At 32.7% G+C, this 14,537-nt stretch carries 14 protein-coding genes; 11 read left to right on the top strand and 3 right to left on the bottom strand.

Going from position 1 to position 14,537, the window contains the following annotated elements:
- The first annotated feature begins 139 nt into the window (after positions 1–139).
- Both RB619_RS16115 and RB619_RS16110 read left to right on the top strand, forming a co-directional pair.
- Positions 140–817, top strand: a complete 678-nt coding sequence (locus tag RB619_RS16115; protein WP_308099301.1) for a DUF2461 domain-containing protein — start codon at positions 140–142, stop codon at positions 815–817.
- Positions 818–917: 100 nt separating this feature from the next.
- Positions 918–1,958, top strand: a complete 1,041-nt coding sequence (locus tag RB619_RS16110; RefSeq protein WP_308099298.1) for a glycosyltransferase — start codon at positions 918–920, stop codon at positions 1,956–1,958.
- A gap of 95 nt (positions 1,959–2,053) precedes the next feature.
- Here the strand turns inward: RB619_RS16110 and RB619_RS16105 are convergent, their stop codons facing one another.
- On the bottom strand, positions 2,054–2,728 hold the full coding sequence (locus RB619_RS16105; protein ID WP_308099296.1) for a hypothetical protein: 675 nt from the start codon (positions 2,726–2,728) through the stop codon (positions 2,054–2,056).
- A 232-nt stretch (positions 2,729–2,960) separates the two neighbouring features.
- Between RB619_RS16105 and murB the strand changes: the two genes are divergently transcribed.
- The 6 genes from murB (at position 2,961) to RB619_RS16075 (ending at position 7,985) form a co-directional block, all read left to right on the top strand.
- Positions 2,961–3,974: a UDP-N-acetylmuramate dehydrogenase gene (gene murB / locus RB619_RS16100; protein WP_308099294.1), complete on the top strand. Its 1,014-nt coding sequence runs from the start codon at positions 2,961–2,963 to the stop codon at positions 3,972–3,974.
- A 137-nt stretch (positions 3,975–4,111) separates the two neighbouring features.
- Entirely contained in the window at positions 4,112–4,726 is a 615-nt protein-coding gene (locus RB619_RS16095; RefSeq protein ID WP_308099292.1) for an FMN-binding negative transcriptional regulator, read from the top strand.
- An 83-nt stretch (positions 4,727–4,809) separates the two neighbouring features.
- Positions 4,810–5,916, top strand: coding sequence for a glycosyltransferase (locus RB619_RS16090; protein ID WP_308099290.1), 1,107 nt, complete (start codon positions 4,810–4,812; stop codon positions 5,914–5,916).
- Positions 5,907–6,458 carry a sigma-70 family RNA polymerase sigma factor gene (locus RB619_RS16085; RefSeq protein ID WP_308099288.1) on the top strand — a complete coding sequence of 184 codons (552 nt, stop codon included), beginning with the start codon at positions 5,907–5,909 and terminating at the stop codon, positions 6,456–6,458. The genes RB619_RS16090 and RB619_RS16085 overlap by 10 nt, the downstream gene beginning before the upstream one ends.
- Positions 6,459–6,613: 155 nt before the next feature.
- Positions 6,614–7,438, top strand: coding sequence for an energy transducer TonB (locus RB619_RS16080; protein WP_308099286.1), 825 nt, complete (start codon positions 6,614–6,616; stop codon positions 7,436–7,438).
- Positions 7,439–7,604: 166 nt separating this feature from the next.
- Positions 7,605–7,985, top strand: coding sequence for a PH domain-containing protein (locus RB619_RS16075; RefSeq protein ID WP_308099284.1), 381 nt, complete (start codon positions 7,605–7,607; stop codon positions 7,983–7,985).
- Between the two features lie 53 nt (positions 7,986–8,038).
- Here the strand turns inward: RB619_RS16075 and RB619_RS16070 are convergent, their stop codons facing one another.
- Positions 8,039–8,920, bottom strand: a complete 882-nt coding sequence (locus RB619_RS16070; protein WP_308099279.1) for a M48 family metalloprotease — start codon at positions 8,918–8,920, stop codon at positions 8,039–8,041.
- A 330-nt stretch (positions 8,921–9,250) separates the two neighbouring features.
- On the opposite strand from RB619_RS16070, the gene lipA reads away from it, so the two are divergent.
- The 3 genes from lipA to RB619_RS16055 all read left to right on the top strand — a co-directional run bounded on the left by lipA (position 9,251) and on the right by RB619_RS16055 (position 13,419).
- Positions 9,251–10,117, top strand: a complete 867-nt coding sequence (gene lipA / locus RB619_RS16065) for a lipoyl synthase (protein WP_308099277.1) — start codon at positions 9,251–9,253, stop codon at positions 10,115–10,117.
- A 102-nt stretch (positions 10,118–10,219) separates the two neighbouring features.
- On the top strand, positions 10,220–11,218 hold the full coding sequence (gene gap / locus RB619_RS16060; RefSeq protein WP_308099275.1) for a type I glyceraldehyde-3-phosphate dehydrogenase: 999 nt from the start codon (positions 10,220–10,222) through the stop codon (positions 11,216–11,218).
- 26 nt (positions 11,219–11,244) lie between these two features.
- Positions 11,245–13,419 (top strand): ATP-binding protein, encoded by a 2,175-nt coding sequence (locus RB619_RS16055; protein ID WP_308099273.1) that lies wholly within the window; start codon positions 11,245–11,247, stop codon positions 13,417–13,419.
- A gap of 19 nt (positions 13,420–13,438) precedes the next feature.
- Here RB619_RS16055 and lpxK read toward each other — a convergent pair whose 3' ends face one another.
- A complete protein-coding gene (gene lpxK / locus RB619_RS16050) occupies positions 13,439–14,482 on the bottom strand; it encodes a tetraacyldisaccharide 4'-kinase (RefSeq protein ID WP_308099271.1) in 1,044 nt (347 codons plus the stop codon).
- Positions 14,483–14,537: the final 55 nt, after the last annotated feature.

Below are 14,537 nucleotides of genomic sequence, written 5' to 3'. Positions count from 1 at the left end.
TTAAAACTTTGACAAAGTTTTAAACTTTGTCAAAGCTTAACAATTAAGCAATTTAAAAATTCGTGTAAATTCGTGAAATTCGTGGCGAACTAAATCAGTAAATTAGCCCAAACATTAACTGCAATAAAAAAAATCGATTATGCTGACTAAAGAATCATTGCAATTTTTAGACGATTTAAAAAAGAACAACAATAGAGACTGGTTTCAGGAAAATAAAAAACGATACGAAATCTTCAAAAAAGATTACCATCAATTGGTAAGCGACTTTCTGGATATTATGAAACCTCTAGATCCTTCATTAGAATTATTAGAAGTTAAAAACTGTACTTTCAGAATTAATCGAGACATTCGTTTTTCTAAAGACAAATCTCCTTATAAAGCGCATTTAGGCGTTTGGATGTCAGGCGGAACTAAAGGTTTAAACCGTGCGGGATATTATGTTCATATTGAAAAAGGAGCCAGTTTTATTGCGGGCGGATTTTATTCTCCGGAATCAGAAGATTTAAAGAAAGTTCGAAAAGAAATTGCTTTTTTTCACGATGATTTAGAAGAAATTTTAAACAATAAAGATTTCAAAAGAGAATTTGGAAGTCTTGATATCAACGAAAATAATTCACTAAAAAGCATGCCCCGCGGTTACGAAAAAGATCATCCCGCAATTGAGTTTTTAAAATTGAAGAGTTTTACTGCAACTCAAAAATATGATATTTCTGAAGTTACACAGAAAGATTTCGTTTCGAAAATGAGCAAAAAACTAATTGCATTAAAGCCTTTAAACGAATTTATCAATCGTGCTTTAGATACTGAAGAATTTTAATTTTATTTGCCACAGATTAAAAAGATTAACACAGATTATTTTTTCGCAACAGCAAAAATCCTTTTAATCTTTTTAATCTGTGGCAAAAAACAATAAATGAATGAAAAGAAAAATACTTTTTCTTGGAGAATCTTATCGCGCTGACGCCATAACTTGGATGAAAGGTCTGAAAGAATTTGGCGATTTTGAAATTATCACTTGGGAACTTCAAACCTCGAATAATCAAAGATTCAAACGTATTCTAGAATATTTCTTCGCGCCAGTTTCAATTCGAAAAATAATCCGAAGAGAAAAACCGGATATGGTTATCGCCGAAAGAACAACAAGCTACGGATTTCTTGCTGCTTTATCAGGATCTAAAACCATCGCGATTGCACAACAAGGCCGAACGGATTTATGGCCAGAAACTTCTGTTTTATATCCGTTTAAAAAATTCATTCAGAAATATGCTTTCAAAAAAGCACATTTAATTCACGCTTGGGGTCCAGTAATGGCAATTCATATGAAAGCGACTGGAGTTGATATGAATAAAGTTTTGGTTCTTCCAAAAGGAATTGATTTATCGCTTTTTACGCCATCAACAAATACTTCAACTAAAATCGAAGCGATTGTAACGCGTTCTTTACAGCCCGAATATCGTCACGATTCTATATTGAAAGCTTTCGGAATTTTGAATCAAAAAGGAATTGATTTTTCACTGACGATTGTTGGCGACGGAACTCGGTTGCAATTTTTAAAAGATTTAGCCAAAGAACTGCAAATCGACAATAAAGTAATTTTCACCGGAAGAATTCCAAATACAGAACTTCCTAAATTATTACAGCAATCCAATATTTATATCAGCATGCCTATTACCGAAGGCGTTTCGGCCTCTTTATTTGAAGCTATGGCTTGCAATTGTTATCCTGTAGTTTCGGATATTCCAGGAAATCAAAGTTGGATTACGCATCGCGAAAACGGACAATTAATTGAAATTGACAATATCGAAATGCTGGCCGAAGAATTGATTTGGTCTTTTGAAAATGCTGAATATAGAAATGAAGCCATTATTCGAAATAGAAGATTTGTAGAAGAAAATGCTAATTATGATATTAATATGAAGGTTATTGCGGAGAAATATCATGAGCTTCTTGATTCTTAAAAATAATTTAACCGCAAAGACGCAAAGTCTTACGCAAAGTTCGCTAAGCTTTGCGTTCATTGCGTAAGACTTTGCGTCTTTGCGATTATAAAATCTTATTTTCGATAAGCCAAAGAAACCTTTTTGTTAAAAGCATTATAAACTACGTAATGAAAATCTTCATTTCGCCTAAAAAGAAAGACATTTCCATAATCTTCAATTTTAGAAAAAACTATTTTATATTGAGATAAATCAACTGGTATTCTTTTGTCTTCACAATCTTTCACAATTTCGTCTGGCAGATTACTATCTGTATTTCTCCAAACATAATTATAAGACTTCCACTGCTTATCAAAGGAATCAAGCAATTGAGTGTAAAGCATTTTATCTTTATCATCTTGCAAAATGCCGTTACTCGAAATCAATCGAATTGAACCTTCTTCCTTATAAATGTAAAAAATGCCTAAATCTTTAATAATCTTCGATTCATCTACTTTCATCATTCCACAAGTTATACCACTGTAATGAACTTTTCGAACATTAATATGTATGTGATAATCGTCAATTATTTTATAATTTCCAGAAGTAAAAACAGAACAACCACTTAAACATTCTCCATATTCATCACTTAAAAAAGTACCATCATCTCTGAATGTTAAATATCGCCCGAAATCCTGAGTCTTTTGCTCTTTTAAAGAATATTCAAGAACATTATTAAGGCCAATTATTTCCTTAGTACTCCAAATTCCAACTATATTCATTTGAGCATTAGAGCCAATAGAAACAAACATAGTAACTATTAAAAAACCGATAATCTTATAGCTCAGAAATGATTTCGACATAATTATACCTAATATATTCAATCAAACATACAAAAAACAAAAATTCAACTGAGTGCATCGTAAGTAAAACTTTATATTTAATTAAAAGCCTTGTGAACTTTGCGCAAAACTTTGCGTCTTTGCGGTTAAACCAAAAATTATAATCCTTACTTTTGAACTCTGATTAAAAAGCCTTTTATATATGGAAATCCAATCCAATTTTTCTTTAAAAAACTACAATACTTTTGGCATTGAAGCCAAAGCAAAACAATTTGTTGCAGTGCATTCGGTTGCCGAATTGAAAACCATTTTAGAAGAAAACAAAAACGAGAAAAAATTTATTCTTGGTGGCGGAAGCAATATGCTTTTAACCAAAGATATTGATGCTCTGGTTATTCATATTGATTTAAAAGGCAAAGAAATAATTAAAGAAGACGATGATTTTGTTTGGGTTGAAAGTCAAGCCGGCGAAACTTGGCACGATTTCGTTCTTTGGACAATCGAAAACAATTTTGGAGGATTAGAGAATATGTCATTGATTCCGGGAAATGTCGGTACAACTCCTGTTCAGAATATTGGTGCTTATGGAACCGAAATTAAAGACACTTTTATTTCATGCGAAGCAATAAATATTGCAACTCAGGAAATAAAAACTTTCAGTAATGTCGAATGCAATTTCGGATACAGAGAAAGCATCTTTAAAAATGAAGTTAAAGATCAATTTATTATTACTTCGGTTATTTATAAATTGACAAAACGCAATCATAAAATCAATACATCTTACGGCGATATTTTGGCTGAATTAGCTAAAAACAATATTGCTGAACCAACATTAAAAGATGTCAGCAATGCTGTAATTGCGATCAGACAAAGCAAATTGCCAGATCCAAAAGAATTAGGAAACAGTGGCAGTTTCTTTAAAAATCCGATTTTATTGAAATCTGATTTTGAAAAAATTCATCAGAAATTTCCAGAAATGAAATTTTACGAAGTTTCTGCAACCGAAGTAAAAGTTCCGGCAGGATGGCTGATAGAACAGGCTGGTTTTAAAGGAAAACGATTTGGCGACGCCGGAGTTCACAAAAATCAAGCTTTAGTTTTAGTCAATTATGGAAACGCAACCGGACAAGAAATTTTAGCCGTTTCAAAAGAAGTTCAAAAAACTGTTTTTGAAAAATTCGGAATTCATATTGAAGCAGAAGTAAATGTGATTTAAAACACAAATTTCACTAATTATCACGGATTTACAATCATTGTTAAACTGAGCAATCCCGAGGATTCGGGAGAAGTCCTTTTGAGATAAAAACCTTTGAGCCTTTGTTTCTTTGAGCCTTTGAACCTAAAAAAGAAAAAATGTACACTCCAGACTTATACAAAAACGAGAACCCTGAAGAAATCAGAACTTTTCTAAAAGAAAATAGTTTTGGAATTCTGATTAATCAGACTAACGGAAAATTATGCGCAACACATATTCCGATAGAGCTTGAAATTAATGCCGATGGAAAAGAAATTTTACAAGGACATATTTCAAAACTGAATCCACAGGCTGAAGGTTTTGCAGAAAATGATGAAGTTTTAGCTGTTTTTACCGGTCCGCACAGTTACATTTCTTCCTCTTGGTATGATCATGAAAATGTGCCAACATGGAATTATATAGCCGTACATGTTTACGGAAAAATTAAGATTGTAGATTATGAAACTTCGGTCGAGCAATTAAAAAAATTAGTTGACAAATACGAAGCAAATTCAGAAAACCCAATCCGCGTTGAAGATTTATCAGCAAAAACAATGCGCGAAGCGAGAGGAATCTTTGGTTTTGAGATTGAAATCAGTGAAATTCAAGCAACTAAAAAATTGTCTCAAAATCGTGATGATTTTAATTATAAAAACATAATTTCGGAATTAGAAAAGACCGAAAACCCTCAGGCTATTGCTGTTGCAAAAGAAATGTCAAAATGCCGAAAGTAAATTGGTTTTATACATTGAAAATTAGGAATTCATAAGTACATTTGCACTCGCAAGATTCAGAAATTAAAAGATATTAAAATCAGATGCTTACAATTTTATTTTACTTTTTTATTGCTATTGTTGTTGTACAACTTTTTTATTACTTAGGTGTATTTGGAAAGTTTGCCTTTGCTAAACCACAAGAGATTACACCAAAAAAACTTCCCGTTTCGGTAATTGTCTGCGCTAAAAATGAAGAAGAAAATGTAAAGAAATTCATCCCGCTTTTAGCAGAACAAGATTATCCTGATTTTGAAATTGTTTTGATTGATGACGCTTCAAGCGACGAAACTTTAGAAGTTTTTGAAGAATTTGAAAAACAATTCTCTAATATTCGTTTAGTAAAAGTTGAAAACAACGAAGCTTTCTGGGGAAATAAAAAATACGCTTTAACTCTAGGGATCAAAGCTTCTAAAAAAGAATACCTATTATTTACAGATGCTGATTGTTATCCAACTTCTAAAAACTGGATTACTTCAATGACATCGCAATTTACCATGAACAAAACTATTGTTTTAGGTTATGGAGGTTATGAAAAAATCGACCGTTCATTGTTGAACAAAATCATCCGTTTTGAAACTATTTTAACTGCAGTTCAATATTTTTCTTGGGCCAAAATTGGAGCTCCATATATGGGAGTGGGACGAAATTTAGCTTACAAAAAAGAAGAGTTTTTTAATGTAAACGGATTTATTGATCATATCCAGGTTCGTTCTGGTGATGATGACTTATTTATCAACCAAGCCGCAAACAAATCAAATACAACAATTTCATATAATCCAGAAAGTTTTACGTATTCAAAACCAAAGGAGTCTTATAAAGAATGGTTCAGTCAAAAAAGAAGACATGTTTCTACCGCAGAACATTATAAGTTTTTTGATAAAATGCAGTTGGGTATTTTTTATACCTCACAACTATTCTTCTTTATATTCTTTATTCTTTTATTGGCTTTCCAATTTCAATGGATTGCTGTGTTGGCAATTATTGCAACACGTTATACTGTAGCTTGGACAGTAATGGGATTTTCGGCAGGAAAATTAAAAGAAAAAGACCTCAAAATTTGGTTTCCAGTTGTAGAGATAGTGCTTATATTAACACAAATTAATATCTTTATAACTAATATCTTTTCAAAACCGGTACATTGGAAATAAATTCTAAAATAGAAAAAGCAAAAAAAGGCGATCAGATCGCCTTTACTTTTTTATTAGATTTTTACTGGAATGAAGTGTACGGCTTTATGCTAAAACGTACCGAAAACGAAACAACTGCTGAAGATATTACCATTGAAACTTTCTCAAAAGCTTTCGACAAAATTGCCACTTACAACTCTGAATTCAAATTCAATACCTGGTTAATCAGTATTGCAAAAAATGTTTATATTGATTTGCTTCGAAAAAAGAAAACCAATCTTTTTATCGAAATCACAGACAGCGAAGACCAACAGGCATACAATATCGCCGACCCTACTCCCTCTGCAGAAGATGCTTTAATTAAAGAGCAAAATTTATCCCGTTTGCTACTTTGCATCAAAGAATTAAAACCCCATTATCAGGAAGTAATCCAGCTTAGATACTTCCAAGAATTGTCCTATCAAGAAATCGCAGACAAAATTGACGAGCCTTTAAGCAATGTAAAAGTAAAATTATTACGCGCTAAAAAATTATTAGCAGAAATTATAGAACGTAACAGATAATTCATTATCTTTAGGTAAAGAATAAAATATAATCATATTTTTTCTTAAAAAACTTAATTTCTAACATAATAAAACAACAACATCTACGTTGTTTGCTAAAACCCAATCCTAATCGCGTATGATTTAAAGTTACTTAACCTTAAAATCCAAAAATCATGTCTAAATCAAGCATCTATGAAAGCAAGTGGACCAATCTTGTTTTCGAAAACAAAAACAAAGAGTACGGAGCGTATCAATTACGTCAAGAAAATCCGAGAACTACAATTAATGCCTTATTTATCGCATTGTTGTTAATAACCGCCATGGGAAGCGTATCGATGCTGATTAATAAGTTTAGAACACCTGTTGTTGATGACCCAGGAATAATTTCTTGTCCGATAACACCAATTAACATTACACCTGACCTTGTAAAACCAGAACCAAAGGAAACTGTTGCTCCGCCTGCACAAAAACAGGAAGCTGCTAAACCAATTACTTCTGCACAATTAACAAATCCTGTTGTATCTCGTACAGAAGAAGCTGTTCAGGAAATTGCAACTAATAATGAAAACACTCCTGTTGTAGACAATGCTACACCTGGTGATGGAACAATAACAAATGCAATACCAGGAAGTGGCACTAGCGGAAGCGAAGCAATCGGCGAACCAGCAACTAATGAACCTGTAATTGCTGCAACATTAGACAAAATGCCTGGATTTCCTGGAGGAATGGACAAGTTTTACAGCTATGTTGGAAACAACTTTAAAAGACCAGAACTTGATACCGAAATGACTCTTAAAGTATATGTTTCTTTTGTAATTGAAAGAGATGGATCAATAACTGACATCATGGTACAAAAAGATCCAGGATATGGAATGGGCAAAGAAGCTATTAGAGTGTTAAAATCATTAAAAACAAAATGGACTCCAGGTATCTTAAACGGCAAACCTGTTAGAACAGCATATAATCTTCCGATAACAATTAAAACACAACCGGAATAAAATAATAATCAAAAAACGGAGAAAGCAGAACTTAGGTTCTGCTTTTTTTTGCTTACTATTTTTAAATACATTCTTATCAAATCAAAAACAGCTTCTTTTTTAATTTTACTTACCTTTACGCCTCCTTAAAAGGCAAAACAATTTTATTAAAATTAAAAACTAAAAAATGGGAATATTTTCTGCACTAATGGGCAACGCGGGTACTGTCAGCCAAGATGATCTATTAAAAAAATACGGTCAACTTTTAACTGATAACGAAGAAATTGAAATGGGTTTCAAATTAATTCGTGATACTTTTATTTTCACAAATAAAAGATTAATCCTGGTTGACGTACAAGGAATTACAGGAAGCAAAACAGAATACAAATCGATTGCTTATAAAAGCATTACACGTTTCAGCGTAGAAACTGCAGGTACTTTTGATTTAGATGCCGAATTAAAAATTTGGGTTTCAAGCGAATTACACCCAAGTATTGTAAAGCAATTCAACAAATCTGTAAATGTGTATGATGTTCAGAAAGTTTTAGCACATCACGTTTTAGGATAATCAATAAAATAAAAAAACCGGCAAATTTAAATTGCCGGTTTTTTTATAACTTATTATTTCTTTTTTGCTGTTGTTGTTTTCTTAGTTGTTGTTGCTTTTTTTGTCGTTGTAGCTTTAGCAACTGGAACAGTGTTTACAATTTTCTGCTGTACATATGGTTTGTATAAACCGTCTTTCTCAGCTCTCTTTTTTGCGTCATCGGCTCTTTTAGCAGAATCAGGGTGTGAGCTCATCATTCTGTCAAGAAACGAAGCTTCAGCTCCTTCGCTCATTTTTGCTAAAATTCTAAAAGCAGATTCTTCAGCATTCACATCATATCCATTTTTCTTCAAGAAATTATACGAAAACAAATCTGCTTCAGCTTCTTGTTTACGACTGTGTTTACTGTCAATCATTGCGCTTCCAATTTTACCTAACTGGCTATCCGTAACAGAAGAAATTTTTGCTGATTGCGAAGATGCCCCATCGATTAAAGCTTCTTTTTGGTACGCAGCACGCATAGCATCTCTTGTATCATTATTGGCAACGTGACCAATTTCGTGGCCGATAACCGCTAGCAATTCATTATCATCCATAATATCCATTAAACCAGAATATACGCGAACACTTCCATCAGCTGTTGCAAATGCATTTACTTCTTTCAATTTATAAACTTTATAATTCAGCGTATATCCTTCACCTGAAGTATATTTTCCAAAAACTCTGTTTAATCTTAAAGTATAACCATCATTTGGTCCTGCAACTTCATTAGTAGAATCTAATTTACGAACAGCTTCTTTAGATAAAGTCGCCGCATCAGCATTTGTCAAGGTAAAACTAGTAACACCTTTTTGCAGCGCTCCCATTGCCTTATCTCCTAAATTAATTTGCGCATTCATTTTAGTAAAACCTAATGTGGCAAATAAAACTCCTAAAACGATAAATTTCTTTTCCATGTTTTTATTTATTACAATTTAACACCAAATGTACTACATTATATTTCTAATTTTATTTCGAAAAAACGCTATTTTACAACAAATAAAGGTATAAAATTTAAAGGATTAAAAGTCAATCAGATATCATAATTATCAGACTTGGCGGACTAAATAAATTAAAACAGAAATATTTAGACCAATAAAACTCTGAAAAATTGCATTTTTAACATTTAAAACAAATTATATTCAAAACAAACTTCAATTTCATTAAAGGCAAACACACCAAATTAACCCTCAAACAAATCTCAAAATAAACTACATTCCGTATCTTTGTGTTTTGAATTTTGATATATGGAAACAGTCATTGAGAATATACCAAGCGGAAAACCTAAATGGTTGAAGGTTAAACTTCCGATTGGACAAAAATATACTGAACTTCGCGGTTTAGTTGATAAATACAGCTTAAATACGATTTGTACCTCTGGAAGTTGCCCAAATATGGGTGAATGCTGGGGCGAAGGAACTGCAACTTTTATGATTCTGGGAAATGTCTGCACGCGTTCTTGTGGATTTTGCGGTGTAAAAACCGGCCGACCAGAAACTGTAGACTGGGATGAACCTGAAAAAGTAGCACGTTCTATTAAAATCATGAACATCAAACACGCTGTAATTACAAGTGTTGATAGAGATGATTTAAAAGATGGCGGTTCTATCATCTGGATAGAAACAGTAAAAGCAATCCGCCGAATGAACCCAAATACTACCTTAGAAACTTTAGTTCCTGATTTTCAAGGAATCGAAAGAAACCTTGACCGTATTGTTGAAGCAAATCCAGAAGTGGTTTCGCACAATGTTGAAACGGTTCGCCGTTTAACTCGCGAAGTGCGTATTCAGGCAAAATACGATCGTAGCCTTGAAGTTTTACGTTACTTAAAAGAAAAAGGAATCAACAGAACCAAATCAGGTATTATGCTAGGTCTTGGTGAAACTGAAGAAGAAGTTTTTCAAACCATGACTGATTTACGCAATGCAAATGTTGATGTTGTAACTATTGGCCAATATTTACAGCCAAGTAAAAAACATTTGCCTGTAAAGGAATTTATTACTCCTGAACAATTTGCAAAATACGAAAAATTTGGGCTTGAATTAGGTTTTCGTCATGTCGAAAGCGGGCCATTGGTTCGTTCTTCATACAAAGCGCAAAAACATATTTTATAAATAAAAGTTAATCGTTTAATTGGTTAGTCGTTTAATCGTAGATGCGCTTAACGGTTTAAAACAATTAAACGATTTCAACGATTAAACGAATAAACCAAATAATTGAAAACAAGAATTGCTATAAATGGTTTTGGAAGAATTGGAAGAAATTTATTCCGCCTTCTTTTAAACCATCCCGAAATTGAAGTTGTTGCTATCAACGATATCGCTGACAACAAAACAATGGCACATTTAATAAAATACGACAGCATCCATGGTGTTTTGCCTTTTGCTGTAAGTCATAATGAAGAATCAATTATTGTTGACAACAAGCCGTATTTGTTTTTTCATGAAAAAAGCATTTCTAACTTAGACTGGAAAAGCCAAAATATTGATTTTGTAGTTGAATCAACCGGAAAATACAAAACGCACGAAGAATTAAACGCGCATTTAGAAGCTGGAGCAAAAAAGGTAATTCTTTCAGCCCCATCAGAAGTTGACACTATAAAAACTGTAGTTTTGGGTGTTAATGAAACTATTTTAGACGGAAGCGAAACAATTGTTTCAAATGCAAGCTGTACAACAAACAACGCCGCACCAATGATTAAAATCATTGATGAATTGTGCGGGATTGAACAAGCTTACATTACAACCATACATTCATACACAACTGATCAAAGTCTTCACGACCAGCCCCATAAGGATTTACGCAGAGCGAGAGGAGCAAGTCAGTCAATTGTTCCAACAACAACAGGTGCAGCTAAGGCATTAACAAAAATTTTTCCTAAATTGCATGAAAAAATCGGAGGATGCGGCATTCGTGTTCCTGTTCCCGATGGTTCATTAACAGACATTACATTCAATGTAAAGCGTGCTGTTACTATTGAAGAAATTAATAAAGCATTTGAACAAGCTTCTAAAACAAATTTAAAAGGAATATTAGATTACACAGAAGATCCTATCGTTTCTGTTGATATAATTGGCAATACGCATTCGTGCTTATTTGATGCACAACTTACTTCTGTCATTGACAAAATGGTAAAAGTAGTGGGCTGGTACGATAACGAAATTGGCTATTCATCAAGATTAATTGATTTGATTTTACTGATAAGAAAAACATAGAATTCATTGTAAAAGCATTGCCATACATGAAATACCGCATTCTTATTCTTGTTTGTTTTTTAAATTCATTTTTGTATTCTCAAACCAAGAAGAATACAGACAGTGTTTCCTATTATAATAAACTAGCCAACTCAAATCTTGATAAGAAAAAGTATAATCAGGCCGTTTTTTACACTAAAAAATCTATTGACTTTTGCCAAACTAACAATAAAGGTGAAAATTTAGCCAATCAAACTTTCAAACTGGGTAAAATCTATTACAACCAGCAGAAATATGACGCAGCGTTAAAAAACTTTCACAAAAGCGTTTCGTTATTTGATAAGGTAAATCCAACTTGTACTAAAATCTTGGCTTTGCATTATATTGGTGCCACAAATACTGCACAGGGAAATTTTGAAATTGGCAATATTTATTATAAAAAAGCAGACAGTCTTCTAAAACAGCTAAAACTTGTTGATCACGCTGAAGTTTTAGATTATCAAAAAGCAACGGCGTTAAAAATTGGTAAAAATTTGCCACTTGCTGCTAAAACTTTTCAAAAAATAATAAAGAAGTCTGATAATCCAAAAATCATAAAAACCAAAGCAGATTCTTATTATCAGCTTGGATTGATTGAAACAACTCTTAAACGAAATGACTCAGCTTTAGTTTATTTTGACAATGCTTTGGACTACAGCGCTAAAAACAATGATCTATTTCAAAAATCAAAGATCATTCTCGCTATTAGTCAGTATTACAAAAAAAACAGAAACTTTGATCTCGCCTACTCTTATCTCGACGAACATTATCAGATCGAAAATTATATTTCAAAACTTAAAAATGCGAAACTGGATCTCAATGAATTTGAGAAATTCAAAAAAACGCAGTCGATCAATAATACGCTAAAACGCGAAAGCGACCAAAAAATTCAATTAAAAACCTATCGATATTCAAAATTGGTAAGTATTTTGGCGATTGCCTTGATTTCGATTTTATCCCTTTTAAGTTTGGCTTTATACAAAAATAATATTATTCGAAATCAGAATAATTTACTTTTAAGAGAGAAAAACAAAGAACTGATTCTTGCCAAAAACAAAGCCGAAAAAGCATCAAAAGCCAGATCTGAATTTTTATCAACCGTGAGCCACGAACTCCGGACGCCTCTGAATGCCATAAACGGAATTACACATTTGCTTTTAGAAGATAATCCGAAAAAAAATCAGTTGAAATATTTAGAATCGCTGAAATTTTCGGGAAACTATCTCACAACTTTTATTAATGAAATTCTGGAAATCAATAAAATTGATTCTACAAAAGTTGAAGTCGAATACATTAGTTTCAATTTAAAGGAGCTTTTGTTCAACATTCAGAGTTCGTTAAAAGAATTGGCTACAGCCAATAAAAACTATTTCAATCTTGAAATTGACGAAGCTATTCCGGATAATTTAATTGGAGATCCAACAAAATTGTCTCAAATCATATTGAACTTAATCAACAATGCTTTAAAATTTACTCAAAACGGACATGTAAATGTAATTGCAAAATTATATGCAATTGAAGAAGAAAATGCAACCGTTTACTTCGAAATTGTTGATACCGGAATTGGTATTCCTGAAGACAAATTACAATCTGTTTTTGAAAGTTTTTCGCAAGGTTCTATCGAAGTGAACCGCAAATATGGCGGAACAGGATTAGGACTTACGATTGTAAAAAAACTAATTGAACTTTTGGGCGGTGAGATCAAACTTAAAAGTGAAGTTGGCAAGGGGTCAACTTTTACATTTAAACTGAATTTCAACATCAACAAAGAACCATTAGAAGTTACAGAAGAAATCACTAAACTTTACAACGACAAACAATTAGAGCACAAATCGATTTTACTGATTGAAGACAACAAAATCAATCAAATGATTACTCGAAAAATGCTCGAAAATAAAGCAATTCAGTGCCAAATTATCGACAATGGCGAAGAAGCTGTCGAGCTTTTGAAAGTAAATCGTTTTGATATGGTTTTAATGGATGTTCATTTACCTGGAATCAACGGAACAACTGCTACAAAGCTGATTCGGGAATTTGACAAAACTACTCCAATTATTGCTCTTACAGCAATTTCGCTTGACGAAAACAGAGATATGCTTTTATCTTTCGGAATGAACGATGTAATTACAAAACCATTTGTTCCTGACGAATTTTACAGCACAATTGCGAAGTTTTTTGATTGATTTTTGAGATGCTAAGTCTCTAAGTTGCTATCCCGATAGCTATCGGGACCAAGCTTCTTTTGACATACTCCAAAACCGTCGCATCAAAATTTTGATGATGATTAATAAAAGTACTTTTTATAGGTAGATAATACAATTGCGAAACCAGTTTAGAATCTTTTAAGCGAACATAATCTTTCTCTGTTGTGATGATTTTTTTTCCATTTGCTTTATTCTGAATGGAATCTAAATCGGCCTCAGAAAAATGGTGATGATCAGGAAAAGTCAGACATTCATCTGTTTCATTTTTCAGATAATCGAAAAATGGTTTTGGTTTTGCAATTCCAGCAAGAAGCAATTTCGATTCTGATTTTATTTCACTAACCGCAATTTTTTCTTCTTTTCCATAAATTACATCATCATAATCTATAAAAGTAAAAAAGCTTTGTTGCGAACAACTTAAATTTAATTTCAATCGAATTTCAGCCTGTTTATCATCTGATAAATTCCTCGGGCACTTTGTTACAACGACAATATTTGCACGATTTGCTCCGCTCCTACTTTCACGCAAATTTCCTGTCGGAAGCATGAAATCATCTGCGTACAAATCATCGTAAGAAGTCAATAAAATATAAAAACCAGCTTTTACTTTTCGGTGTTGATAAGCATCATCAAGCAAAATAACTTCTGGTTTGTTTTTCTGCGAAAGCAATTGTGAAATTCCGTTTGTTCTGTCGGCATCAACTGCAACTTGAACATTGGGGAATTTTTGATAGAATTGAAAAGGTTCATCTCCCAAAATTTCGGCATTCGAAGTTGCATCAGCCAAAACAAAACCTTCCGATTTTCTTTTATAACCACGGCTTAAAGTCGCAACTTTATATTGACCAGACAATAACCGAATTAAATATTCAATTTGAGGTGTTTTCCCGGTTCCTCCAACGCTTAAATTTCCAACGGCAATAACCGGAATATCAAATGAAGTTGATTTCAGAATTCCTTTATCAAAAAGAAAATTTCTGATTGAAGTAATGAAGCCGTATAAAATGGCGAACGGGAAAAGGATTTTTCGGAGTAGATTCATTTTACGAAAGTATAATTTTTTTCGTTAATTTGTTTCAAGTTTTAGCGAACCTGAA

This window comes from Flavobacterium sp. LHD-80 (genome assembly GCF_030929605.1).
Taxonomy (GTDB): Bacteria; Bacteroidota; Bacteroidia; order Flavobacteriales; family Flavobacteriaceae; genus Flavobacterium.
The sequence above is the reverse complement of the archived record's forward strand: the minus strand, read 5'-3'. Positions and strand labels throughout refer to the sequence as shown.